The 24,364-nt window shown below is 72.3% G+C and carries 21 protein-coding genes; 3 read left to right on the top strand and 18 right to left on the bottom strand.

Features of this window, described 5'->3' with window-relative positions:
• Positions 1 to 70: 70 nt before the first annotated feature.
• The 9 genes from ACZ5AJ_RS00855 to ACZ5AJ_RS00895 all read right to left on the bottom strand — a co-directional run bounded on the left by ACZ5AJ_RS00855 (position 71) and on the right by ACZ5AJ_RS00895 (position 12,386).
• Entirely contained in the window at positions 71 to 1,240 is a 1,170-nt protein-coding gene (locus ACZ5AJ_RS00855) for a DNA polymerase III subunit delta' (protein WP_464136279.1), read from the bottom strand.
• Entirely contained in the window at positions 1,237 to 1,968 is a 732-nt protein-coding gene (gene tmk, locus ACZ5AJ_RS00860; RefSeq protein WP_464136281.1) for a dTMP kinase, read from the bottom strand. The genes ACZ5AJ_RS00855 and tmk overlap by 4 nt, the downstream gene beginning before the upstream one ends.
• The gene (locus ACZ5AJ_RS00865) at positions 1,965 to 3,056 is read right to left on the bottom strand and encodes a Gfo/Idh/MocA family protein (protein WP_464136283.1); all 1,092 of its coding nucleotides are present in this window, start codon (positions 3,054 to 3,056) and stop codon (positions 1,965 to 1,967) included. The genes tmk and ACZ5AJ_RS00865 overlap by 4 nt, the downstream gene beginning before the upstream one ends.
• Before the next feature lie 162 nt (positions 3,057 to 3,218).
• On the bottom strand, positions 3,219 to 4,082 hold the full coding sequence (locus ACZ5AJ_RS00870; RefSeq protein ID WP_464136285.1) for a carbohydrate ABC transporter permease: 864 nt from the start codon (positions 4,080 to 4,082) through the stop codon (positions 3,219 to 3,221).
• Complete coding sequence (locus ACZ5AJ_RS00875) at positions 4,079 to 5,287, bottom strand: carbohydrate ABC transporter permease (RefSeq protein ID WP_464136287.1); 1,209 nt, start codon at positions 5,285 to 5,287, stop codon at positions 4,079 to 4,081. Before ACZ5AJ_RS00875 ends, ACZ5AJ_RS00870 begins: the two co-directional genes overlap by 4 nt.
• Positions 5,284 to 6,627, bottom strand: a complete 1,344-nt coding sequence (locus tag ACZ5AJ_RS00880; protein ID WP_464136289.1) for an ABC transporter substrate-binding protein — start codon at positions 6,625 to 6,627, stop codon at positions 5,284 to 5,286. The genes ACZ5AJ_RS00875 and ACZ5AJ_RS00880 overlap by 4 nt, the downstream gene beginning before the upstream one ends.
• Before the next feature lie 192 nt (positions 6,628 to 6,819).
• Entirely contained in the window at positions 6,820 to 9,528 is a 2,709-nt protein-coding gene (gene topA / locus ACZ5AJ_RS00885; protein WP_464136291.1) for a type I DNA topoisomerase, read from the bottom strand.
• A 138-nt stretch (positions 9,529 to 9,666) separates the two neighbouring features.
• A complete protein-coding gene (locus tag ACZ5AJ_RS00890) occupies positions 9,667 to 10,731 on the bottom strand; it encodes a phosphatase PAP2 family protein (RefSeq protein WP_464136292.1) in 1,065 nt (354 codons plus the stop codon).
• The gene (locus ACZ5AJ_RS00895; RefSeq protein ID WP_464136294.1) at positions 10,728 to 12,386 is read right to left on the bottom strand and encodes a DUF7059 domain-containing protein; all 1,659 of its coding nucleotides are present in this window, start codon (positions 12,384 to 12,386) and stop codon (positions 10,728 to 10,730) included. The genes ACZ5AJ_RS00890 and ACZ5AJ_RS00895 overlap by 4 nt, the downstream gene beginning before the upstream one ends.
• Before the next feature lie 141 nt (positions 12,387 to 12,527).
• Between ACZ5AJ_RS00895 and ACZ5AJ_RS00900 the strand changes: the two genes are divergently transcribed.
• Positions 12,528 to 15,014 (top strand): DEAD/DEAH box helicase, encoded by a 2,487-nt coding sequence (locus tag ACZ5AJ_RS00900; RefSeq protein WP_464136295.1) that lies wholly within the window; start codon positions 12,528 to 12,530, stop codon positions 15,012 to 15,014.
• Positions 15,015 to 15,017: 3 nt separating this feature from the next.
• Here ACZ5AJ_RS00900 and ACZ5AJ_RS00905 read toward each other — a convergent pair whose 3' ends face one another.
• The 8 genes from ACZ5AJ_RS00905 to ACZ5AJ_RS00940 all read right to left on the bottom strand — a co-directional run bounded on the left by ACZ5AJ_RS00905 (position 15,018) and on the right by ACZ5AJ_RS00940 (position 21,637).
• Positions 15,018 to 15,644: a universal stress protein gene (locus tag ACZ5AJ_RS00905; RefSeq protein ID WP_464136297.1), complete on the bottom strand. Its 627-nt coding sequence runs from the start codon at positions 15,642 to 15,644 to the stop codon at positions 15,018 to 15,020.
• A 167-nt stretch (positions 15,645 to 15,811) separates the two neighbouring features.
• The gene (locus ACZ5AJ_RS00910; RefSeq protein ID WP_464136299.1) at positions 15,812 to 16,165 is read right to left on the bottom strand and encodes an Rv3654c family TadE-like protein; all 354 of its coding nucleotides are present in this window, start codon (positions 16,163 to 16,165) and stop codon (positions 15,812 to 15,814) included.
• Positions 16,162 to 16,644 carry a TadE family type IV pilus minor pilin gene (locus ACZ5AJ_RS00915; RefSeq protein WP_464136301.1) on the bottom strand — a complete coding sequence of 161 codons (483 nt, stop codon included), beginning with the start codon at positions 16,642 to 16,644 and terminating at the stop codon, positions 16,162 to 16,164. The genes ACZ5AJ_RS00910 and ACZ5AJ_RS00915 overlap by 4 nt, the downstream gene beginning before the upstream one ends.
• Entirely contained in the window at positions 16,644 to 16,853 is a 210-nt protein-coding gene (locus ACZ5AJ_RS00920; protein ID WP_464136303.1) for a DUF4244 domain-containing protein, read from the bottom strand. Before ACZ5AJ_RS00920 ends, ACZ5AJ_RS00915 begins: the two co-directional genes overlap by 1 nt.
• Positions 16,854 to 16,976: 123 nt before the next feature.
• Positions 16,977 to 18,101 (bottom strand): type II secretion system F family protein, encoded by a 1,125-nt coding sequence (locus ACZ5AJ_RS00925; RefSeq protein WP_464136304.1) that lies wholly within the window; start codon positions 18,099 to 18,101, stop codon positions 16,977 to 16,979.
• Positions 18,098 to 19,297, bottom strand: coding sequence for a TadA family conjugal transfer-associated ATPase (locus tag ACZ5AJ_RS00930; protein WP_464136306.1), 1,200 nt, complete (start codon positions 19,295 to 19,297; stop codon positions 18,098 to 18,100). Before ACZ5AJ_RS00930 ends, ACZ5AJ_RS00925 begins: the two co-directional genes overlap by 4 nt.
• A complete protein-coding gene (locus ACZ5AJ_RS00935; RefSeq protein ID WP_464136308.1) occupies positions 19,294 to 20,454 on the bottom strand; it encodes a CpaE-like family protein in 1,161 nt (386 codons plus the stop codon). Before ACZ5AJ_RS00935 ends, ACZ5AJ_RS00930 begins: the two co-directional genes overlap by 4 nt.
• Before the next feature lie 382 nt (positions 20,455 to 20,836).
• Positions 20,837 to 21,637 (bottom strand): exodeoxyribonuclease III, encoded by an 801-nt coding sequence (locus ACZ5AJ_RS00940; protein WP_464136310.1) that lies wholly within the window; start codon positions 21,635 to 21,637, stop codon positions 20,837 to 20,839.
• Positions 21,638 to 21,725: 88 nt separating this feature from the next.
• Here ACZ5AJ_RS00940 and ACZ5AJ_RS00945 point away from each other — a divergent pair, with 88 nt between their 5' ends.
• Both ACZ5AJ_RS00945 and ACZ5AJ_RS00950 read left to right on the top strand, forming a co-directional pair.
• Positions 21,726 to 22,574, top strand: coding sequence for an SDR family NAD(P)-dependent oxidoreductase (locus ACZ5AJ_RS00945; RefSeq protein ID WP_464136311.1), 849 nt, complete (start codon positions 21,726 to 21,728; stop codon positions 22,572 to 22,574).
• 30 nt (positions 22,575 to 22,604) lie between these two features.
• A complete protein-coding gene (locus tag ACZ5AJ_RS00950) occupies positions 22,605 to 23,219 on the top strand; it encodes an orotate phosphoribosyltransferase (RefSeq protein WP_464136313.1) in 615 nt (204 codons plus the stop codon).
• A 22-nt stretch (positions 23,220 to 23,241) separates the two neighbouring features.
• Here the strand turns inward: ACZ5AJ_RS00950 and ypfJ are convergent, their stop codons facing one another.
• Positions 23,242 to 24,204: a KPN_02809 family neutral zinc metallopeptidase gene (gene ypfJ / locus ACZ5AJ_RS00955; protein ID WP_464136314.1), complete on the bottom strand. Its 963-nt coding sequence runs from the start codon at positions 24,202 to 24,204 to the stop codon at positions 23,242 to 23,244.
• Positions 24,205 to 24,364: the final 160 nt, after the last annotated feature.

Below are 24,364 nucleotides of genomic sequence, written 5' to 3' on the forward strand. Positions count from 1 at the left end.
CGGCGCGGCAGGGCGGTCCACGGCGTCGGACGGCCTGCGGCGGCTGAGCCCAGCAGCTCGGTGCGGGAGCTCAGCGCAAAGTCGTCGCGATCCTCGAGAGCAGCGCCTCGAGGGCGAGCAGCGGCGGCACGTTCCCGGCGATGCGGTCCCGGGCCTGCTGGACGGCGTCCAGGAGATCCAGGGTGAGCGGGCCGGAGCCTGCCTGCGCGGCCCGATCGATCTCCTCGGCGATCTCCACGTTCACGAGCGCGCTGCCCGATCCGAGCTGGCGGGTGAGGACGTCGCGCAGGGTGGAGTGCACGTCCAGGAGATAGCGGTCCAGCACGTCGCGGACCAGGCGCGTCTGGCGGCGCTTGGCGTCCTCCTCCAGCTGACGGACCTGGGACCGCAGGGACGGCGGGACCTTGCCGTCCTCGATGCCGGCCGAACGCAGGAAGCGCTCCTTCTCGCGTGCGGCGACGACGTCGGCGGTCTCCTTGGCCTCCGTCGTCGCACGATCCACGAGCTGCTGCGCCGCGAGGACGGCCTGACCGGTGCCGCGCAGCGCCAGCAGGGCACGGGCAGCATCCTCGCGGGCGGCGAGCGCCCCCGGCTGGGTCGCGTAGCGCAGAGCCAGGCCGATGTGGCCCTGGGCGGCACGGGCGGCGCGCACGGCCAGGTCCTCCTCGATGCCGTCCCGACGCATCAGCAGTTCGGCGACGACCTCTGAGGACGGCACCGACAGCGTCACCTGGCGGCATCGCGAGCGGATCGTCGGTGCGAGGTCCTCGGCGGACGGCGCGCACAGCATCCAGACGGTCGCCGGCGGCGGCTCCTCGATCGACTTCAGGAGCACGTTGAAGGTGCCTGCGCTCATGCGGTCCGCGTCCTCGACGATCAGCACGCGATGTCGACCCGTGGCGGGTGCCCGCTGTGCCGTCATGACGAGCGCGCGGACCTCCTCCTTGGCGATCGAGAGCTTGTCGGTGGCGACCACCGTGACATCCGGATGCGTGTTCGCGAGCACCGTGCGGCAGGCGCGGCACTGACCGCAGCCGGTCCCGTGCTCGCACTGCAGCGCGGCGGCGAAGGCCCGAGCCGCCGTGGAGCGGCCCGAGCCGGGCGGGCCCGTGATCAGCCACGCCTGGGCGAGCGGGGCGGAGCCGTCGACCGCTCGACGGAACTGCGAGAGCGCCGCCTCCTGGCCCACGACGTCGGTCCAGACGCCGTCGACGGAGCCGACGCCGGTCGGAGCGCTCACAGCTCGTCCCGATGGGAGGCAGGGCGAGGCTGCTCGAAGGTCGGGTCGAACAGATGCAGGACCTCGGCGACGGCCTCGAGCACCTTCGCGTGGACCTCCTCCCGCGGCAGCGTCCCGTCGATGACCGCGAAGCGCTCCGGCTCCGCGGCGGCCAGCTGCAGGAACTGCTCGCGGACGGCCTCATGGAACTCCCGCCCGGCCTGCTCGAGCCGGTCGCGGTCGCTCCCGGCGCGTCGGGCGTCGAGCGCGGAGGTCGGCACGTCCAGCAGGATCGTGCGATGCGGCAGGAGGGCGTCCGAGGCCCACAGCGAGAGCGTCGTGATCTCTGAGGGGTCGAGCTCGCGCCCGGCGCCCTGATAGGCGATCGAGGAGTCCAGGTAGCGGTCCGCGAGGACGAGACCGCCCCGCGCCAGATGGGGGCGGATCAGGGTCTCGACATGGTGGGCGCGATCCGCCGCATACATGAGGGCCTCGGCGCGCGGGGTCACATCCTGCCCATGCAGCAGCAGCTGGCGGATGCTGCGGCCGAGCTCGGTGCCGCCGGGTTCGCGGGTGGTGAGGATGAGGTCCTCGTCGACCAGGCGATCGGTGACCAGATGGTCGTGGAGCATCCGCATCTGGGTGGACTTGCCGGCGCCGTCACCGCCCTCGAAGGAGATGAACACGCCGCGACGGGGGAGCCGCGGAGCGGGAGCGCGCAGCACAGGAGGGACGTCGGGCAGGATCATCGGACGGCCTCCCCGGGGTAGACGACGCCGAGCTCGGCGCGCACGGCGTCCATCGTGTCCATCACGCTGAGAGTGTCCGCCCAGCTCATCAGCGGCGACTCGAGATCGCCGGCGGTGATCCGTCGGGCGGACTCGGCGATCTCGTAGGCCATCCCGTCCCCGCGATCCCCCGGATAGTCGAAGCGCGCCTCACGACCGTCGACCAGGGACACCGTCAGATCGGCGGGAGCGAAGAACGGTCCCGTCAGACGAGCGGTGCCGGCGGTGCCGGCGACCACCGCCTCGTTCGGCATGCGGGTGAGCAGGCTCGACCCCAGGCGGGCTCGGCCCCGGGACGGGCCCTCGCCGCGGGAGCCGCGCGCCAGCAGCTCCACGGTCGCGTCCACGCCCGTAGAGGTGAGCTCTCCGCGCACCGCCAGGTCGTCGAGGTCCCCGAGCACCATCTGCGCGAAGGAGACCGGATAGACGCCCAGATCCAGGAGTGCGCCGCCGCCGAGCTCCGGCGCGTACATGCGGTGCGCGGGGTCGAGGGGGAAGTGCTGGGAATGCTCGGCGACGACCTCGACGACGTCCCCGAGGAGCCCGGAGGCGAGCACCTGGCGCAGCACGTCGTAGTGCGGCAGGAAGCGCGCCCACATCGCCTCCATGAGGAACACGCCGCGCTCGCGGGCCAGGTCGATCAGGTCGCGCGCCTGCGCGCCGTCGAGCGTGAAGGCCTTCTCGACCAGCACCGGAACACCCGCATCGAGGACGGGGCGGGCGAGATCGTGATGCTGGGCGTGCGGGGAGGCGACGTAGACCGCGTCGATGCCGCCGGCGGCGAGCATGGCCTCCACGGCGGAGAAGGCGCGCTCGATCCCGTGCTTCTCGGCGAACGCCTCGGCGCGCTCCTGGGAGCGCGAGACGACGGAGACGACGCGGGAGGCCGTGGCGCGGTGCGCGGTGGCGGTGAACTGGTCGCCGATGTGACCCGGCGAGATCACCGCCCAGCGCAGGCCCGGCGCGGTCGCCGGGTCGGGAGTCGTGGGAGCCGGGAGCAGCAGCTGCCCGTCGGCGCCCGAGAGGGGTGCGTCGTCGGTCGCGATCATGGGACCCAATCTATCGGCCCGGACCGTCGCGCAGAGCATCGCCGCCGGTCCCTGTGGACCGGCGGCGATGGGGAGGAGCGGTGGGATCGGCGATGGGGAGGAGAGCCGCTGCCGCGGCAGACCGTCCCGCGCACCGATCGCGCCGACCGTCCGACGCGCCGATCAGCCCTTGACCGAGCCTGCGGTCATGCCGCGCACCAGGAAGCGCTGCAGCCCGAAGAACACCAGCATGGGGATGATCATCGAGATGAACGCGCCGGCCGTCAGCAGCTCAGCGCCCTGACCCTGTGTGCCGAGCATCTGCTGCAGGCTCACGATGATCGTGCGGTTCGCGCCGCCGCCGAGGAACAGCTTGGCGATCAGCAGGTCGTTCCACACCCACAGGAACTGCAGGGTGGCGAAGGCGGCGATGGCCGGCGAGGACATCGGGGCGACCAGGCGCCAGAACGTCTGGAAGTGCGAGGCCCCGTCGATCTTCGCGCTCTCCACCACCGAGCCCGGCAGGGTGGTCATGTAGTTGCGCAGCGTGTACACCGCCAGCGGCATGCCGAAGCCGGTGTGCAGCAGCCAGACCGCCACGAACTGCCCGTTGATCCCGAGGCCGCGCGGGCCCAGCAGGTCCAGCATCGGCTGGAACGCCACCTGGATGGGCACCACCATCAGCGCGACGATCACGATGAACAGCACGTCCTTGCCGCGGAAGGAGATGAAGGTGAAGGCGTAGGCGGCGAAGGCGGCGAACATGATCGGCAGCACCGTCGCCGGCACCGCCACCACGATCGAGTTGATCAGCGATCCGGAGACGCCGGGATCGCCGAGGACCTGCGCATAGTTGTCGATCGTCCAGCCGCCCTCCCACAGCGCCGTCCACCAGCCGGTGGAGGCGGCGGCCTCGCGGGTGCGGAAGCTGGTCACCAGCAGGCCGACGGTGGGCACCGTCCACAGGATCGCCAGCAGCGGCATCGCGATGATCGCGAGCGGGGAGCGCTTGCGACCGTCCTTCATGGTCCCGGTCAGGATGCTCATCGGTTCGCCTCCTGCTGTCGGAAGCTGCGCACCTGGTAGATGAGGATCGGCAGGACCAGGATCAGGAGCACGACCACGACGGCGGAGGCCTGACCGGCCTGCTGATCGGTGAACAGCTTGCGGAAGAACAGGTTCGCGATCACGTCGGAGCTGTACAGGCCGTTGGTCGTGACGTAGATGATGTCGAAGACCTTCAGCACCAGGATCAGCACCGTGATGAACACGGCCACGAGCGTCGGGCGCACCTGCGGGAAGATGATCTGCCAGAAGATGCGGACCTCGCTGGCGCCGTCGACCCTCCCGGCCTCGACGGTGTCCTCGGGCACCGCCTTGATCGCCGAGCTCAGCAGCACCATCGCGAAGCCCGTCTGCAGCCAGATCAGGATCACCATCAGCAGGATCGAGTTCAGGCGGGCCGTGTCGATCTGGTACCAGGGCTGCGGGTCGCCGCCGAGGGCGACGACGATCGCGTTGAGCAGACCGGTCTGCGCGGACCCGGGGTTGCTGTACGCGTACACCAGCGACCAGATCGTCGCGGCGCCCACGAAGCTGATCGCCATCGGCAGGAAGATCAGGGACTTCGCCGCCTTCTCGCCGTTCGCGGAGAGCTTGTCGGCGAGCACAGCGACTGCGAGGCCGAAGGAGACCGTCACGATCGGGACGATGAGGATCCACAGCATGTTGTTCAGCAGCGCTGACCAGAAGCCGCTGCTGGAGAAGATCGCCCGATAGTTGTCCAGCCCCACCCAGGCGGTGGAGTCGTCGTTCGCGAAGGAGTACACGATCGTCTGGACCGTCGGGTACAGCAGGAAGATCGTGATCAGCGCGAAGCACGGCAGCAGGAAGGCGTAGGGGATGAGGCCCTCGGAGAAGCGCGTGGGGAAGCCCTCGACGCACATGTTCAGGAACCAGAAGAACACCATCGCGCCGCCGATGCCGACCACCAGGCCCAGGATGCCGATGAGGATCCCGGAGCTCGCGAACCATCCGGGATAGTAGGCGAAGGCGAGGAACGCGTTGCACATGAACCAGGCCGTCACGATCATGCCGACGAGCCCGACCAGCACCCGCACGGGGCGGGCCCCGGATCCGGTCCGCTCACGAGGGGCGTCGGATCCGTCGGGTCCGCCGGACGCCCCGGGAGCAGGTGCGTCGGGTCCTCCGGGGACGGGCACGGCCTGCGGGGAGGAGGCGCCGGTGCTCACGACGGCCACCCCGCCTCGATCTCGTCGCAGACCTCCTGCGATGTCTTGGAGCCCTGCAGCCACTCCACCATCCCGGTCCAGAAGGACCCCGAGCCGACGGCGGTGGGCATGAGGTCCGAGCCGTCGTAGCGGAAGACCTGTGCCGCGGAGGCGATCTCGGCGACCTGCCGGGTGATCTCGTCGGAGTACAGGTCCTGGTCGAAGGTCCGGTGGGGGCTCAGCCAGCCGCCGGCGTCGGCCCACTCGGCGCCGAACGAGTCCGAGGTCAGGAACTCCATGACCTTCACCGTGTCGTCGTTCAGCGTGAACAGCGCCGCGAGGTCGCCGCCGCCGAGGATCGGCTGGCCGTCGAACCCGCCCTCCCAGGTGGGCATGGCGTAGACCCCGACCTCCTCGTCCATGTTCTCCTGGACGTCCTCGGGCAGGAAGCCGGTGACGAAGTTGCCCTGGCGCACGAGCATGGCCGTGGGCGGATCCTCGAACAGCGGGAGCGGGGCCTCGGAGAACGGGGTGTTGATGATCGTGCTCGTGCCGCCCAGCACGTTGCCGTCGGCCTTGAGGACGTCGCCGAGGATGTCGAAGACCTCGACCACCTCGTCGGAGTTGAAGGGGATGCGGTGCTTGACCCAGTCGTCGTAGACCGTCGGCCCGTGGACCCGGAGCATGAACTCCTCGATCCAGTCGGTGCCGACCCAGCCGGTGGACTGCTCCGCGCCCCAGCCGTCGGACCAGGGCGCGATCCCCGAGTCCCTGATGGCGTCGGTGATCTCGTACAGCTCCTGCATCGTCGCGGGCGACTCGGACCAGCCGCCGGCCTGGTACGCCTTCTTCGGATACCAGATCAGGGACTTGCAGGCCATGCGCATCGGTGCGCCGTAGACCCGCCCCTGGTAGCGGGCGGAGTCGAGGAACCCCGGGATCAGGGTCGAGTTCAGCTGGTCGTAGTCCAGGAACACGTCGATCGGGGTGATCATCCCCTTCTCGGCCAGGTCGAAGAGGCCGCCCGGCTGAGGGAACAGGGCGATGTCCGGAGGATCGCCGGCGTTCGCGCGCTGCTGGATGATGTTGGTGAAGTCCGAGTCCGGCGTGTACTGGATCGTGATGCCGGACTCGTCCTGGAAGGCCTCGAGGGAGGCGACGAAGTCGTCGCGCTCCTGACCTCCGAAGTTCCCGAGGATCGTGACGGTGCCGGATCCCGGGGTGTCGCCGACGGTGTAGCGGTCGCTGCCGCCGCCCGAGGCGCCCGAGGGGTTGGGGTTCTGCAGGCAGCCGGCGAGCCCGACCGCTGCGGTGGCGGCGGCTCCGGTGAGGGCCGCCCGCCGGGTGAGACGTCTGTCCATGGTCACTCCTTCGTCGACCGCGAGCATGCTCGTTCAGGAAAGGCACAGGGTGCTCGTCCGCCACTCTAGCCCGACGGTGATCCAGCGCACAGTGCGAAGGGGCGACGGGCCCGAGCCCGGAGCTCCGGGGCAGGACGACGGACGGCCCGGCACCTGTGCAGGTGCCGGGCCGTCCGGGCGGTGGGGCGCGGGTCAGCTCTTCTTCGCCGTCGTGGCCTTCTTGCGCGTGGTCGTGCGCTTGGCCGGGGCCTTCCGCTTCGTCGGACCCTTGGCGCGCTTCTCGGCGAGCTTCTCGACCGCGATCTCGGGGGTGATGTCCTCGACCTTCTCGGTGGAGCGCAGGGAGACGTTGGTGGTGCCGTCGGTGATGTAGGGGCCGAAGCGGCCGTCCTTGATCACGATCGGCTTCTCGCTCGTCGGATCCGTGCCCAGCTCCTTGAGCGGCGGCTTCGCAGCGGCGCGCCCGCGGGTCTTGGGCTGCGCGTACAGCTTCTCCGCCTCCTCGAGGGTGATGGTGAACAGCTGCTCCTCGGACTCGAGGGAGCGGGAGTCCGTGCCCTTCTTCAGGTACGGGCCGTAGCGGCCGTTCTGCGCGGTGATCTCCGTGCCGTCGTCGGTGGTGCCGACCACGCGCGGCAGGCTCAGCAGCTTCAGCGCGTCCTCGAGGGTGACGGTGGCCAGGTCCATCGAGCTCAGCAGGGAGCCCGTGCGGGGCTTGGGCTGCTTGGACTTGGGGATCTTCTTCTCGCCCTCCGCCGGCTCCGGCAGGACCTCGGTGACGTAGGGCCCGAAGCGGCCGTCCTTGGCGACGATCTCGTGGCCGGTCTCCGGGTCGGTGCCGAGCACGCGGCCGTCGTCCTTGGCGCGCTCGAGCATCTCGCGGGCCTTCTCGACGGTCAGCTCGTCGGGTGCGATGTCATCGCCCACGTTGGCGCGCTGCGGGGGAGCGCCCTCGATCGGCTCGCCGTCCTCGTCGCGGGCGGCGCGCTCGACGTAGGCGCCGTAGCGGCCGACCCGCAGGGTGATGCCGTCGCCGATCTCGATGCTGTTGATGGCGCGGGCATCGATGTCGCCGAGGGAGTCGACCATCGGCTTCAGGCCCATCGGGGCCTCGCCGTCATCGCCGGTGCCGCGGTAGAACGCGCGCAGATAGTCCGCGCGGTCCAGCTCGCCGCGGGCCATGAGGTCCAGCTGCTGCTCCATCTGGGCGGTGAAGTCGTAGTCGACGTACGTCTCGAAGTGCTCCTCGAGCAGGCGCACCACGGCGAACGCGACCCAGCTGGGCACGAGCGCGGTGCCGCGGCGCAGCACGTAGCCGCGGTCCTGGATCGTCGCGACCGTGGACGCGTAGGTCGAGGGTCGGCCGATGCCGCGCTCCTCGAGGGCGCGCACCAGGGAGGCCTCCGTGTAGCGCGGCGGCGGGGTGGTGGTGTGGCCGTCGGGCACGAGGTCCCGGGTGACCAGCCGCTGCCCCTCGGTCATCTGCGGCAGGCGCTTGTCCCCGGACTTCTCGTCGTCGGCGCCGTAGCGGGTGGCGTCGCGGCCCTCCTCGTAGGCGGCGAGGAATCCGCGGAAGGTGATCACGGTGCCGGCGGCGCGGAAGGTCGCCGTGCGGCCGTTCTGCTCGAGCGCCAGCTCGACGGTCGAGGTGGTGCCCTTCGCATCGGCCATCTGCGAGGCGACCGTGCGCTTCCAGATCAGCTCGTAGAGGCGGAACTCGTCCCCGCTGAGGGAGCCGGCGACCTCCGCGGGCGTGCGGAAGCGATCGCCCGCGGGACGGATCGCCTCGTGGGCCTCCTGCGCGTTCTGCGACTTCGTCTGGTAGTGCCGGGGCCTGTCCGGCACGTACTGGGAGCCGTAGAGCTCGGCGGCCTGCTTGCGGGAGGCCGTGACGGCCTCGCCGGACAGGGCCACCGAGTCGGTGCGCATATAGGTGATGTAGCCGTTCTCGTACAGCGACTGCGCCACCCGCATCGCCTGGCGGGCCCCCAGGCGCAGCTTGCGCGAGGCCTCCTGCTGCAGCGACGAGGTGGTGAACGGCGGCGCGGGCCGCCGCGTGTACGGCTTGGACTCGAGGCTCGCGACCTCGGCGGGGGCGTCGGCGAGAGCCTCTATGAGGGCTGCGGAGGTCTCCTCCGTCAGGACCGTCGCACCCTGGGAGCGGGGCTTGAGGGTCCCGTCGTCGGAGAAGTCGCTGCCGCTGGCGACGCGGGCGCCGTCGACGGTCGCGATGCGGGCGGTGAAGGCGCTCTCCTCGGTCGCGAAGGTGCCGGTCACGTCCCAGTAGTCGGCGGGCACGAAGGCCATCCGCTCGCGCTCGCGCTCGACCACGAGGCGGGTGGCGACCGACTGCACGCGACCGGCCGACAGCGAGGGCTTGATCTTGCGCCACAGCACGGGCGAGAGCTCGAAGCCGACGAGGCGGTCGAGGATGCGCCGGGTCTCCTGCGCATCCACCAGATGGGAGTCGATCTCGCGGGTGTTCTCGAGCGCCCCGAGGATCGCGTCCTTCGTGATCTCGTGGAACACCATCCGCTTGACCGGGAGGCTCTTCTTCGGCTTGAGGGTCTCCAGCAGATGCCAGGCGATCGCCTCGCCCTCGCGGTCCTCATCGGTGGCGAGGTAGAGGGTGTCGGCGTCCTTGAGAGCCTTCTTCAGGTCGGAGACCGTCTTCTTCTTGTCCGGACTGACGATGTAGTAGGGCTCGAAGTCGTGGTCGACGTCGACGCCGAACCTGCCGAAGGGGCCCTTCTTCATCTCGGCAGGGAGATCGCGCGGCACCGGGATGTCGCGGATGTGCCCCACCGACGCCAGGACGTTGTAGTCGTCGCCCAGGTACCGCCCGATGGTCCGCGCCTTCGCCGGGGACTCGACGATCACCAGATGCCGTCCACCAGTCACGTTGCTTCGTCCTTCCCTGCCGCGCATCGTCGCGGCCCGCCCTCCGGCCTCCCCGGGAAGGGGGCGCTGCGAGGGAGTTCGAGGTGCTCGGACGCCTGTTCGGCGCCCGACGGTTGCTCACGGTACACGGTCCGGCCGTCAGGTCCCCCGGACCCTCGGGACCCTGAGAAGCAGCACGAGCGCCAGCCACAGGGCCGTGCCGCCGATGATCAGCGCCGAGGTCGCCAGGAACGCCGTCTGCTGCTGGGAGGTGTCGTCCAGCACGATCGGCAGCTCCAGGCCCGTGAAGGATGTGATGCCCGTCGCGAGGGCGAAGAGCGCGAGCATGACCAGCACCACCGCGGTCACCGTGTCAGCGGTCGAGGTGCGCGGCGGCGGCTCGGGGCGCAGCCGCAGCGGCCGCACGCCGTCGGCCGCCTCCGCGGCCTGCTGCTCCCGCAGTCGGGCCCGTTCGCGCAGCGTCCGACGCCGGGTGTGCAGCCCGTCGGCCCACAGCACCGCGAAGGTCCACGCGGCGACCACCAGGATCGCGCCGACGACGTCGCTGGGCCGGTGCCAGCCCACCACCAGGGTCCCGACTCCCGCGCCGGCCGTCCACACGGCCCCCAGCAGCGCCGCCGCCCAGCGTCCGCTCCCGGCGGCGAGCACCACGGCGATCACTGCGGAGGCCGCCAGGGCGGTGTGCCCGGACGGGTAGGAGTTCGGGGTGACGTCGATCCCCGGCGCGAGCGCCTCGCGGGTCACGAGCACGTGCTTGATCAGCTGAGTGGTCGCGTTCGCGCCCGCCACCAGCACCGCCAGCGGCAGCAGGACGACGGGGCGTCTCCGCAGCAGCGCGAGGGCCGCCGCCAGCACCAGCACGCCCAGGACGACGGGGATCTCGACGCTGCCGACGGCGATCTCGGCCCAGTCGGAGATCCGGCCCTCGTCGGTGAGCGCCCCGGAGAGGATCAGCTGGTCCAGCCGCTGCCCGCTCGCGGTGCCGACGGAGAAGCGGGCGCACGCCACGACCGCGGCGGTGCACAGCGCCGCCGCCAGCAGCGCCAGCCACGGACGCACGCGGCCGACAGCGCCGACAGCGCCGACGGCCGGCGCGGCGGCGGCCCTCCTCGGGCCGGGCGGGATCGTCGGGCTGGGAGGGCTGGCCGGAGTCGTCGGGCCGGTCGGCGTGGTCGGGCCGGTCGGGGGCGCAGGAGGGGTCACGGGAGGAGCATCCCGCCCACGATGATCTCCCGCAGGCGCGGGAGCGTGCGCGCGATCGCCTCGGAGGGATCGTCGCCGGTGAGAGCGCAGACCGCGGAGATCGTCTGCTCGATCGTGAGGGTGCCGTCGAGGGCGCCGACGGTCGCCGCGAGCACCTGGTCGACCGGCATCGTGCGCGCGAAGCCGGCGCCCTGGGCGATCTCGATGAGCATCGGATCCCACTGACCTGGCCTGAGGTGCCGGCGCTCGACGACGTCGTCGGCGAGCACCGGTCGCATGGCCAGCAGCTGATCGTCCGTCGTCCTGTCGATCGCGCCGATCGCGTCGAGCGCGGCGGACAGGTGGGCGGCCAGGGTCCCGCTCCCGGTGCCCGTGGCGATCTCCGTGAGCAGGGCCCCCGGTCGGGTGCGCGGTGCCCCGGGGCCGCCCGGAGCGCCGTCGGCCGCGGTGCCGTCGGCTGCGGCGTCGTCGGCCGACGGACGCCGCAGCAGGATGTACCCGAAGCCGATCTCGGCCACGTCGCGGGAGGCGAAGTCCTCCAGCCACGCCTCCTGCAGGCTGTGCCAGCGCTCGTCGCGGTCGGTGACGCCCCCGTCCCGCGCCCAGGTCTCCGCGTACTGAGCGGGGTCCTCGCTCTCGCGCTGGATCACCCAGCAGTCCACGCCGTCGGCGACGGCACCGGCCAGCCAGGAGCGAGGATGCGCGAACGGATCCTCGCCGTCCGTGATCTCCCAGTTCCCGAGCATCACGGCACGGCCGCCGGGAGCGAGATGCGAGGGGAGGGCGGAGAGCAGCTCGGCGAGCAGCGCATCGCCCGCGCGCCCGCCGTCGCGATAGACCATGACGTCGTCGGAGCCGTCGTCGGCCGCGACGGAGGAGCCGTCCCGGCCCGCCGGTCGGCTCCGCGGGGTGATGACGAAGGGAGGGTTCGAGACGATCAGATCGAAGACCTCCCCGGCGACGGGGTCGAGGAGGGAGCCCTGACGCAGCTCGATCTCGATGCCGTTCAGCGCCGCGTTGAACGCCGCGAAGGCGAGCGCCCGCTCGGAGAGATCGGTGGCGACCACGTGCTCGGCGTGGCGGGAGGCGTGCAGCGCCTGGATGCCTCCGCCGCAGCCGAGGTCCAGCGCCCGCTCGACCCGCGCGCGCGGCGTGATCCGTGCGAGCGTCAGCGAGGCGCCTCCGACCCCGAGCACGTGCTCCGGGTGCAGCGCCCCGCCGGTGGCCAGCTCGGACAGGTCCGAGGCGATCCACCAGGAGATGTCGCCGAGGTCGTCCTGGGCGCTGTAGGGGGAGAGGTCGACGACGGCGCGCAGAGCACCGTCGGCCACGTCGGAGGGTGCGGCGGGAGCCAGCAGCCCGAGCTCGACCGCGCCATCGGCGGTCAGCGTCGGCAGGGCCTGCTCGACCTGCGGCCGAGGGACCGCCTCGCCGAGGGTGAGCATCCCCATCAGCGTCGCGAGCGGCGAATCGGCGCGCGAGAGGGCTCGGCGTGCAGGCACCGGGTTCTCCCGACGCAGCGCGGCGACCGCGACCTCGCCCAGCAGGGCGTCGACCGATTCGACGGTGAAGTCTGCGGCCTGCAGATCAGCACGCAGACGCTCGACGAGATGCGGGATCACGCGCGGCGGAGCCGCGGGGGTCTCGGACAGCATGGATACGATTGTGCACCAGCCGCCCGAGTGGTCCGATACCGAGTGGTCCGATACGTCCTCGCAGGCGGGATCGCCTGTCCGATCGTCGGGTTGATCGTCGTCCCGGCAGGGCCGGCGGCGAGCACGACAGCGAGGAGCAGGATGCGCGCAGGGGAGGCGGACCGGCTGCTGAGGGATCTCGGCGCGCCGATGCTGCGCCGCGATTGCCTGACCCACGTCGAGCACGTGCCTCCGCGGGAGGGTCGCCGCGGCGACTTCCCCGCGTGGACCGATCCGCGCCTGCTCGAGCATCTCGCCGCTCGCGGCATCACCGCACCCTGGATCCATCAGCAGCGGGCCGCCGAGCTCGCCCACGAGGGCCGGAGCGTCGTCCTCGCCACAGCCACCGCCTCCGGCAAGTCCCTCGCCTACCTGCTGCCCGTGCTGAGCGCCGTCGGCGCCCGCGAGCTCGACTTCGAGGCACCCCGTGCGACCGCGCTCTACCTCTCGCCCACCAAGGCGCTCGCCGCCGACCAGCTGACGAACATCGCCGCGATGGCCGACGGCGCCGGGCTGCGCGACGCCAGAGTCGCGGTGTACGACGGCGACACCCCGTCCGAGCAGCGCCGATGGATCCGCCGCCATGCGAGCATCGTCCTGACCAACCCCGACATGCTCCACTTCGGGATCCTGCCCGGCCACGAGCAGTGGGCGAGCTTCTTCCGCGCCCTGAGATACGTCGTGATCGACGAGTGCCACAGCTACCGCGGCGTCTTCGGCAGCCACGTCTCCATGGTCATCCGTCGCCTGCGCCGCATCGCCGCCCGCTACCGTGCGGAGCCGACGTTCATCCTCGCCTCGGCCACCACCGCGAACCCGGAGATCTCCGCCTCCCGACTGATCGGACTGGACGTCGAGGCGGTCACCGACGACGGTTCGCCGCGCGCCGGCCTGACGGTCGGCCTGTGGGAGCCCGGGACCCGGGAGTCTCCGGTCGACGGCCGACGGGCCGGCGACGGAGGCCGACGGTCCGGCGACGGAGGCCGACGGGCCGAGGGTGACGGCGACTCCGGCGACGACCGCGACGAAGGGAGCACGAGGAGGTCCGAGGAGCCGTTGCGACGCTCGGCCACGGCCGAGGCCGGATCGCTGCTCGCGGATCTCGTCGGCGAGGACGTCCAGACCCTCGTCTTCGCACGCTCACGCCGCGGCGCGGAGCTCGTCGCCTCGGGCGCTCAGCGCCTGCTGTCCCAGAAGGCCGAGGCCACGGGCTCGGGAGCGCTCGCCGATGCAGCTTCGCGCGTCGCCGCCTACCGGGGCGGCTACCTCGCCGAGGAGCGTCGCCGCCTGGAGGACGATCTGCGCTCGGGCGAGCTGCGGGCACTGGCCTCCACCAATGCGCTCGAGCTCGGCATCGACATCGCCGGCCTGGATGCCGTGGTCATCGCGGGCTGGCCGGGCACGCGCGCCTCGCTGTGGCAGCAGTTCGGCCGGGCCGGGCGGCGTCAGGACCGTGACGGCGCCGCGCTCGCGCTGTTCGTGGCCCGCGAGGATCCGCTGGACACGTATGTCGTCCATCATCCCGAGACGGTGTTCGGTGTCGAGGTCGAGGCCTCCGTCTTCGATCCCGCCAACCCGTACGTCATGACCCCGCACCTGTGCGCGGCGGCCTCCGAGCTCGCCATCCGGGACGGTGAGGAGGGGATCTTCGGTCCCTCCGCGCGCGAGCTGCTGACCACTCTGGCGTCGCGCGGCGTGCTGCGGGCCCGCCCCACGGGCTGGTACTGGACCATGACGGAGTCCGCGCACGATCTCACGGATCTGCGCGGCAGCGGCGGTGAGCCCGTGCGGATCGTCGAGGCCGGCAGCGGTGCTCTGCTCGGCACGGTCGATGCCGCGAGCGCCCACACGCAGGTCCATGACGGTGCGGTCTACATCCACCAGGGGCGCAGCTTCGTCGTCGACCGTCTCGATGTCGAGCAGGCCGTCGCCTTCGTCCACCGCGAGGATCCGCTGCACTCGACCCATCCGCAGACCGCCTCCACCATCCGCATCCGGCAGACGGATCGCGAGATCCCCTGGGCGCGCGGTGTGCGTCTGTGCTTCGGCACCGTCGACGTCACCGATCAGGTCACCGGCTACCAGGTGCGGGACGTCTTCACGCAGGCCGTCCTCGCCCAGCATCCCCTGGATCTGCCGCCCCGGACCCTCACCACCAAGGCCGTGTGGTGGGTGATCCCCCGGGAGACGTCCGACGCCGCCGGGATCGCCTCGGGCGACCTGCCCGGAGCCCTCCACGGTGCCGAGCATGCGGCGATCTCCATGCTGCCCCTCCTGGCGACGTGCGATCGCTGGGACATCGGAGGGGTCTCCACGGCGCTGCACGAGGACACCGATGAGCCGACGATCTTCGTCTACGACGGAGCCCCGGGCGGGGCGGGCTTCGCCGAGCGAGGAGCCGACGACGCCGCCGCGTGGGTGCGATCGACAGCCGACATGATCGCGGAGTGCCCCTGCGCCTCCGGCTGTCCCGCCTGCGTGGTCTCCCCCAAGTGCGGCAACGGCAACGAGCCGCTGTCGAAGGCGGGGGCTGCCCGCATGCTGGATCTGCTGCGGCCGCTGGACGATGCGACGGGGGCGTCCGACTAGGGGTCAGCGGTGCGCGCTGCGGGGGCCTGCACCTCCGGAGGCGCGGCCTCCGGACGCCCCGTCGCCGGAGGCGCCGTCGTCGGAGGAGTCTCCGCCGTGCTGCTCGTCCGTGGGCTGCCAGGTCTCGTCGGCGGCGACGCAGACGGGATCCAGCGGCACCACCATGACGGGTCTGTGCTGGCGGTGGGCGAGCTGCACGGCGACCGAGCCTGTCAGGAACTCCCTCAGGGATCCGCGCCATCCGGCCTCGCGCGTGCCGACGACGATCATCTCGGCTCCGATCTCCTCGGCGAGGGTGCTGAGCTCCTGTGCGGCGGCGCCGGAGAGCGCGCGAGGCACCCAGCGCACTCCCCGTCCCTCGAGCGCCCGCGAGATCTGGTGCTCGAGGTCGGGGTCGAAGCGGGCAGGCTCGTCGATGGCGGTGTCGGGGTCGAGCGGGATCGCCATCATCGATCCGTCGGGCAGCTGGCCCAGGGTGTACCGGGTGGTGTCCACCCAGGCGCACACCAGATGGGTGCCCAGCCGGTCGGCGTAGGAGGCGGCAGTGCGCACGACCGCGTCGGGCTGGCCGGGGACCACCGCGACCAGGACCGGCGGTGGGGATCCGTGCGAGGAGGGTGCGTCTGCCATGGTCGTCTCCTGTCGTCGGGACGCGCCACCGTGGGGACGGGCGTCGTCGCGTCGGGTGCGTGGCGTCAGCATGCCACTGCGGAGTCCTCCGATGCAGGCGATGCGTCAGGGCGCGCGCGGGGGTGTGCGTCGGGCCGGGCCCCTGGCGACCGTTCTCGTGGTGCCGTTCAGCTAGTGCCTCCGTCGAGGTCGGGTGCGTTCGAGGGACCCGGACCGGCCCTCGCCCTCGCCTCGACGGTGAAGGGCCCGGGGGCGGACACCTCGACCCGCACGAGGACGTCCCACTCGCGCAGCTCGCAGGAGACGAGGCGGCCGCCGTTGCGCTCCGCAGTCCGGGCCGCCGTCGCGCAGGGGTCCCCGGCGGCCACGGCGAGGGCGTCGGCGCCGGCGAGCGCTGCCAGGTCGGCGGCGGTATCGGCACGGGCCTGCGCGATCATGGTCGCGCCGATGAGGCTGACCGCGGCGACGGCGGTGGTCGCGGCACCGGTCCAGGCGAGGACGCTCGCGGCACCGGTGCTCATGGTGCTTCCTCGGCCTGCCCCGCGCCCTGTGCAGGGCCGGGGCCGGTGCCTGGGGAGGCACCCGGGCCGATGCGCTGCGCGGAGACCGGTGCGGAGGCGTCGAGCAGCTGGGGCTCCAGACGGGCGGAGGCGTCGGCGCTGAGCCGCCAGCGGCCTCCGGCGAGCGGACCGGAGGCGATCCTGAGCTCGCGGACGACGGTGACCTGGGTCCAGCCGGCAGCTGTGGTGACGGAGACGTCGGTGCCGGTGCCGGCGATGCGCCGGGCCGTGTCGACGGCGGTGGAGGGCTCCTCTCCGCGGGCGATCTCCCGGGCGGCGGCGCGGGCGGCGCTCTCGAGGCGGACCTGGATGCTGAGACCGCTTCCGACGATCAGGATGAGGACGGTCATGACCACCACGACCGGCAGCACGATCGCGGTCTCCGCGGTGGCGGACCCCCGGTCGTCCCGGAACCGGGACGACCGGGCGGACCGCATCATCACTGCCCCTTGGACAGGGCCGAGGTGATGATCCCGAAGAGGATCTCGCGGACCTCGCCGGAGGCGAGCAGCGCGACCAGGACTGCGGCGAAGCCGCAGGCGGCCAGCACGGTGATGGCGTACTCGGCGGTCGAGGCGCCGGTGTCGTCGCGCAGTGCCCCGGCGAGGCGACCGCGGAGACGGGCAGGGGAGCTGGATGTGACGGACATGGATGTCTCCTTCATCGGATGGTCCCGCCGCGCCCGGGCGGGCCGGCGGGGTGCGGCCGGTGGGCCGCGAGGGCGGACCCGGCAGGTCCGCCCACCGGGATCTGCCCGGTGGTCTGGGGGTGGTCAGCGGGCGAGCATGACGGTGCCGCCGAGCAGGGACATGACGGTGGGGATGATCCCGAGCACGACGAACGCCGGCAGGAGGGCGACGCCGGTGGGCAGGACCAGGGAGACGGCGAGCTTCGCGGAGCGCTCCTGGGCGTCGCGGGCACGGCCGCGACGGACGTCGCGGGCGGCGGAGCGGAGCACGGCGGAGAGATCGGCTCCGGAGGTCTCCGCGAGGAGCGCCGACTCCCCGAGGGCGGAGAGCTCGGCGGGCAGCGCCGTCACGGCGTGAGGAGCGGGCACTCCGGCCGCGAGCGCTCGGGCCGTGCGGGAGAGCGCCTCGGCGTCGGGGCCGGTGTCGAGGGCGTCGGCGACCACGTCCATCGCTCCGGCCAGAGGAAGTCCCGAGGAGAGGGCGCCGGCGACGAGCTCCAGCAGCACGGAGGGGTCCACCCGCCAGAGGCGCGGGGGATCGGCGTGCTGCAGCATCCGACGCATCCACCACCAGCCCAGGAGGGTCAGCGCGGCTCCCAGCACGAGGAGCAGACGACCGATCCCGGTCCCCACGAGCAGCCGCAGGGGATCTCCGCCCAGCAGCATCCCGAGGCCCAGCCCGGCCAGCGGCAGCACCAGCAGGATGCGGGCCGTCGACCGGGGGCCGGCGAAGGCGCCGCGGCGCTCGAGGGCGCCGTCGTGCAGGTCCCTGAGGGCATCGGCGAGGGCATGGAGCACACCGGCGGCAGGCGCGCCGGAGCGCTCGCAGACCCGCAGCGCGGCATCCAGCGAACGGATCGCCTCGCTGTCGCGCAGGTGCTCTCCTGCGGCGCGGCCCGGTTCGGCACCGGCAGCGGCGGCGCGGGCGATCTCGGTCAGCTCCCCGTCGGGCAGGGAGCGGGCGACAGCGGTCCAGGCCGCACGCATGCCCGCACCGGTTCCGAGCACCGTGGCCAGTCGTTCGACCAGGTGGGCGATCTCGAGAGGGCCGGGGCGCTCCCGGCGCGAGCGCCGGGCGAGGTGCGGTGCGGGTGCAGAGAGCACCGGGGGAGTGCGGGTCCACAGCAGGGCGGCGATGCCGAGCAGGAGGATCAGCAGCGCCGGCAGCGTCGGCAGCGTCGGCAGGTCCGATGGGGCGGCGGGGCTCATGCGGCCCTCCTGCCCGGGGACCTCGCGGGTGCCGGATGAGGCGCGGCGAGGCGCTCGTGCAGCGCCTGTGCTCCCGGTCCCTCGAGCAGCCGGTCGCCATCGGCTCGCAGGGCGGTGAGGGTGCGCAGGGGCCCGTCGCCGTCACGACGCAGCAGGGCGATCTCCTCGACACGCCGACGGCCGTCGGGGCGTCCCAGATGGATGACGACCTCGAGGGCGCTCGCGACCTGTGCGGACAGCACGGGACGGTCGAGGCCTCCGAGGGCGCCGAGGGCCTCGAGCCGGGCAGGGACGTCGGCGGCGGTGTTCGCATGGACGGTGCCGCAGCCGCCCTCGTGCCCGGTGTTGAGGGCCTGCAGCAGCTCCCGCAGCTCCCCGCCGCGGCATTCGCCCAGGACGATCCGGTCCGGTCGCATGCGCAGGCTCTGACGGACGAGGGCGATGAGGTCGACGGCACCCGCTCCTTCGGCGTTGGCGTGGCGGGACTGCAGGCGCACCACATGCGGATGCTCGGGGTCGAGCTCCTGGACGTCCTCGACCACGACGATGCGCTCGTCGGCCGGGACCTGCTGCAACATGGCCGCCAGCAGCGTGGTCTTGCCCGTGCCCGTGCCGCCGGTGACCAGGAACGGCACGTGAGCGGCGACGATCCGGCGCAGGACGTCCCCGGTCTCCGGTCCGAAGGCCCCGGAGGCTTCGAGCGCATCCAGATCCCAGCTCTCGCGGGACGGCAGGCGCAGGCTGATCGTCGCTCCGCCCGTGGACAGCGGAGGCAGCAGGGCATGCAGGCGGATCCCCGAGGGCAGACGGGCGTCGGCGAAGGGGACCGCGTCGTCGAGGCGGCGTCCGCCGGCGGTTGCCAGGCGCACTGCCAGCTCGCGCGCCTGGATGGGGGAGAGGCGCGTCGCAGCGGGGTGCAGCCCGTCCGCGTCGTCGACCCAGACCTCGCCGTCGGGGTTCACCAGCAGGTCGGTGACCCCGGGGCCGACCAGCCCCTGCAGGGGGCCGAGTCCGTCGACGTGATCGCGCACCAGACCGGTCAGCTCGAGCAGCGCGGAAGCGCCCAGCACCCTTCCCTGCTCCCGGAGGAGGCGGGCGAGCCGCGGGACGTCGACCGGTCCCGGAGAGCGCACCAGATCCGTGCGCACGAGCTCGAGCAGGCGTCCGAGATCCGGCGCCTCGAGCATGGCGCTCATCGGGCGTCGTCCTCGGTGACGAGTGCGCGGGCGAGGTCCCGGCAGGCCCGGTCGGCGCCGCGGCGGCGCACATCCAGCAGGGGGACGGATCCCGCCGGACCATCGCGGAAGGCGGCGACCGCGGACAGGCCCAGATGCTCGATCACATCGCGCGCATCCAGCGGGCCCGATCGACGGACGACCAGGCGCACCCGATGCGGGGACAGGCCCCAGGTGCGCAGCCGCCGGGCGGTCGCCCGCACGGCGAGCTCCGTCGTCGGCACGACCACCAGCAGCAGGTCCAGCTGCTCCGCGGCCGCAGGGACGAGGTCGTCGGCGAGGTCCACGACGGTGGAGCCGGTGCCGCCGGAGCTCGCTGCGAGGGCTCGGACCAGGAGCTCGGGATCCGGTTCGGCCTCGGGCCCGGCCACCAGCAGACGCACCCCGTCGACCTCCGGGAGCCCTTCGCGCATCGCCTGTCCGTCATCGGGTCCGATCGCGGCGAGATCGCTCCAGCGCACCCCGTCGTCGGCCGGAGCCTCGACGAGCAGGTCCAGTCCTCCGCCGTGGGGGTCGGCGTCCATCAGGACGACGGGGCCGTGGGCGCGCAGGGCGCCGGCGAGGCGAGCGGCGAAGCTCGACGCGCCGGCTCCGCCGCATCCGCCGACCACGCCGACGCGGAGGGCGCCGCGCGCAGGACGGTGCAGGGCGGCGAGGCGCTCGAGAAGGGCGGGGGACTCGCTCGGCAGACGCAGGACCGCCTCCGCCCCCAGGGCCAGAGCGCTCATCCAGACGGACTCGGGCACGGGCCCGTCCGCGACCACCACGAACGACGCCTCCTCCGCAGGGGGTGCGGCATCGGCCAGCGCCGTCGCGGCGATGACGCGCGCGAGGGTCGGGCGGTCACCTGCGTCGACCTCGGCCCCGGAGCTGGCGGCGGGATCGGCCAGAAGGAGACCGGCAGCGGCCGCATGGTCGCTGACGGCGTCGCGCAGAGGTCCGTCGGGGCCGATCCAGAGCACCTGTGCGGCGGCCTGCACGGAGGACGTGCGGGACGCCGAGCCGAGGGGCGGGACGAGGCGGGGGAAGCGCGCGGGACGACGACGCTCGACAGTCGTCGCCGTATCGCGGACACCGGGGACGAGTCTGAGCTCTGAGGAGGCGGATGTGCTGGTCATGCGCCCATCGTGGGCACGGCCGAGAGGCCTTGCCACAAGCCTGGCGATGTTGTGGACGACCGGGGTCTGGGGAGGAGTGGCAGGGGGTGCGGAAGGAGGCACGGGCAGGGACGGGAGCGGAGGCGGATCGGTGCTTGCGGCGCCTCCGAGGCGGATGTAGTGTGATCTGCACAACGACGAATACCGGCATCGGAACCCACGTGCGACTGGTCCCCGCAACGGACCGGCTGCGAGGTGTCGACAGCACCACCGCAGCCATCACGTCTACACGCCTGATCCCGATGTGGACGGTTCGTCGGGAACGGCGGTGCGATGCGCACCGCCGTTCCGTCTGTCCGGGCCTCCCGTCAGGCGCCCCGGCCCGGGAGCCGAGCCCTCCTGCTCAGAAGTCGAGGTCGACGACGACCGGCGCGTGATCCGAGGCGCCCTTGCCCTTGCGCTCGTCACGATCGATGAAGGAGCCGCGCACGGCCCTCTGGACGGCCGGCGAGCCGAGCACGAAGTCGATGCGCATGCCCTCCCGCTTGGGGAAGCGCAGCTTCTGGTAGTCCCAGTAGGTGTAGACCCCGGGGCCCGGGTGGTCGGGTCGCACCACATCGGCATAGCCGGCGTCGACCACCGCGCGGAAGGCCGCCCGCTCGGGCTCGGTCACATGGGTCTTCCCCTCGAAGAACTCCATGTCCCACACGTCGTCGTCCTCGGGGGCGACGTTGAAATCGCCGACGAGCACGGTGCGGGAGTCCGCATCGGCCTCCAGCTCTCGTGCGCCCTCGGCGCGCAGGGACTCCAGCCAGCGCAGCTTGTACGGGTAGTGCGGATGGTCGAGCTCGCGGCCGTTGGGCACGTACAGCGACCAGATCCGCAGGCCGTCGCCGACGATCGCGCCGAGAGCCCTCGCCTCGACGACGCCGGTCTCGTCCTCCGGCCAGGTGGGGACGTCGGGCAGCTGGGTGCGCACGTCATCGAGGCCGACGCGGGAGATGATCGCCACCCCGTTCCACTGGTTCAGGCCGTGGGCGGCGACCTGGTAGCCGGCCTCCTCGAGGACCGCCAGGTCGAGCTGGGCGGGCTTGGCCTTGATCTCCTGCAGGGCCAGCACGTCCACGTCATGCCGGTCGAGGAAGGCCGCCACGCGGTCCATGCGGGCCCGCAGCGAGTTGATGTTCCAGGTCGCGATGCGCATGCCGACGATCCTACGGTCCTCGAGCCCAGGTCCGGTCGACCGGGACCTCAGGCGTTCGCACGGGGCCGCACGGTCGTAGGATCTGGACATGGCGCGCGCACTCGTCACCGGTTCGACCACGGGGCTGGGCCTGGAGTTCGCCTGGCAGCTGGCCGGGACCGGGCACGATCTCGTGCTGGTCTCGCGCGACGAAGCCCGTCTGGAGGCGGTCGCCGATCAGATCCGCGACGTCCACGACGTGCAGATCGAGGTGCTCGGGGCGGACCTCTCCGACCGCGCTCGGCTCGAGAAGGTCGCCGTGCGCCTGACCGATCCCGTCGAACCGGTGGACCTGCTGGTCAACAACGCCAGCTACGGTCTGCGCGGGGGCTTCCTCGAGATCGGCGTCGCCGACCACGAGCGTCAGATGGACACCCTCATGCGGGCGGTCATGGTCCTCTCCCACGCGGCCGCGAGCGCCATGGTCCAGCGCCGCCGCGGCGCGATCATCAACGTCAGCTCCCTCGCCGGCTACACGACCTCCGGACCGTACGCCGCCTCCAAGAGCTGGGTGACGGTGTTCACCGAGTCGCTCGCGATGGAGCTCAAGGACACGGGAGTGACCGCCACGGCGCTGCTGCCGGGCTTCGTCCAGACGGAGTTCCATGAGCGCGCCTGCATGACCATGGAGGGTCTGCCGCGGATCACCTGGCTGAAGGCGCCCTACGTCGTCGAGCAGGCGCTGCGCGATGCCTCCAAGGGGGTGGTGCTCTCGATCCCGTCGGTGAAGTACCGCACCGCCGGGGAGTTCTCCCGCCTCGCTCCGCGCCCGCTGGTGCGGGCGCTGACCTCACCCGGCTGGTACCTGCGCATGCGCCAGCACGCGGTCCTCCGTGCCCGCCGCAAGGCATCGCGCCGCAAGCTGCGCGCGTCCTGGCAGCGGGGCGCGGAGAGCTGAGGGCGCGGCCGCTCCACTATTCTGGAGCCCATGTCGACCGCCGCTTCCGCCGCCTCCCCGTCCGCCGACGTCGCCGCCGCCCGTGAGCGGCTGCGGGTCCTGATCCGAGATCTCGCCGTCGTGCGCGGGCACGTGATCCTCTCCTCCGGTGCGGAGGCCGACCACTACGTCGACCTGCGTCGCATCACCCTGCACCACGAGGCCGCGCCGCTCGTCGGGCGGGTGATGCTGGACCTGCTGCAGCGCGAGGGCCTCGTCCCCGGGGTCGTCGCGACCGGGGGGCTCACGCTCGGCGCGGATCCGGTGGGGACCTCGATCATGCATGCCTCCGCCGCCGAGGCCGCGGCCGGTCGGCTCGAGGGCGACCCGCTGGACGCCTTCGTCGTGCGCAAGGCCAACAAGGCCCACGGCCTGCAGCGTCGCATCGAGGGGCCGGATGTCGCGGGTCGTCGCGTCGTCGCCGTCGAGGACACCTCCACCACCGGCGGCAGCGTCCTGACCGCCTGCGAGGCGCTGGAGGAGGCCGGGGCCGAGATCGCCGCCGTGGCCGTCATCGTCCACCGCGCCGACGCCTCCCGCGAGGCCGTCGAGAAGGCCGGCTACCGCTACCTCTCCGCGTACGACATCTCCGAGCTGGAGATCTGAGGCGCCGGGCCCGTCCGACGGCTCAGACGCTCTCGACGGCGAAGGTGTCGCAGGCCTCGACCGTGCCCTGCTCGTACCCGGTGACGAACCAGGTGCGGCGCTGCTCCGAGGAGCCGTGCGTCCAGGACTCGGGGCTGACGTCGCCGTCGGCGACCTTGCCCTGGATGTGATCGTCGCCCACCGCCGAGGCGGCCGACAGCGCCGAGGCGATGTCGTCATCGGTCAGCGGCTGGAGCATCGCGACGCCGTCGTCGTCGGTCGTGGAGGAGGCATGGCGCGCCCACACTCCGGCAAAGCAGTCCGCCTGCAGCTCCATGCGCACCGCGGGGGACTGCGGGCCGGTGCGCGTGTAGTCGATCCCGCCGGAGGTCCCCGCGAGAGCCTGGATGTGGTGGCCGTACTCGTGGGTGACGACGTACATCTTCGCCAGCTGACCGCCGTCGGCCCCGTACTCCGACTCGAGCGACGAGTAGAAGGAGACATCGAGGTAGATGGTCTCGTCGGCCGGGCAGTAGAAGGGGCCGACGGCGCTGGTCGCGCCCCCGCAGCCGGTCTGCACAGAGTCCTCGAACAGCACCGCCTGCGGCTCCCGGAAGGGGATCCCCGAGGCTGGTGCGAGATGCGACCACAGGGAGTCCGCCGACTCGACCGTCGCCTGCACCAGGCATTCGTCCTGCTCATTGGCGTCTGCGCCCGTCTCGCAGCCCTCCAGCGAGCTGCCCTCGGCTGCGATCGACTCGTCGTCGGACCCGGAGAGCAGATCCAGCGGGTTCCCGCCCATCAGCGCGTACACCAGGACGATCACCAGCAGCAGACACCCGCCTCCGCCGCCGACGGCGGCCCCTCGACGTCTCCGGCCCCCGCCGGAGGGTCCGGACCCTCCGCCCCTTCCGCCGCCGAGACCGCGGTCGGCGCCGCCGCGGCGCGCACCGCCGGCACGGCGGGTGTTGCTGGAGCGGATCTCCGCATCGGGGGTGAAGGTCATGGGGGAAGAGTAGTCCGCAGATTGATGCAGGTCACGATGCCATGGATCGGGCTTGCTGTGGCGGGTCGGTGCCGGAGGTCATCGGCTCCTGCACTGCCGCGCCCGTACGATGGACGGCGTCCCTCCCCGCCGGTGGCCGGGCCCTGACCACGAGAGACCA

The organism is Brachybacterium zhongshanense (genome assembly GCF_055385755.1).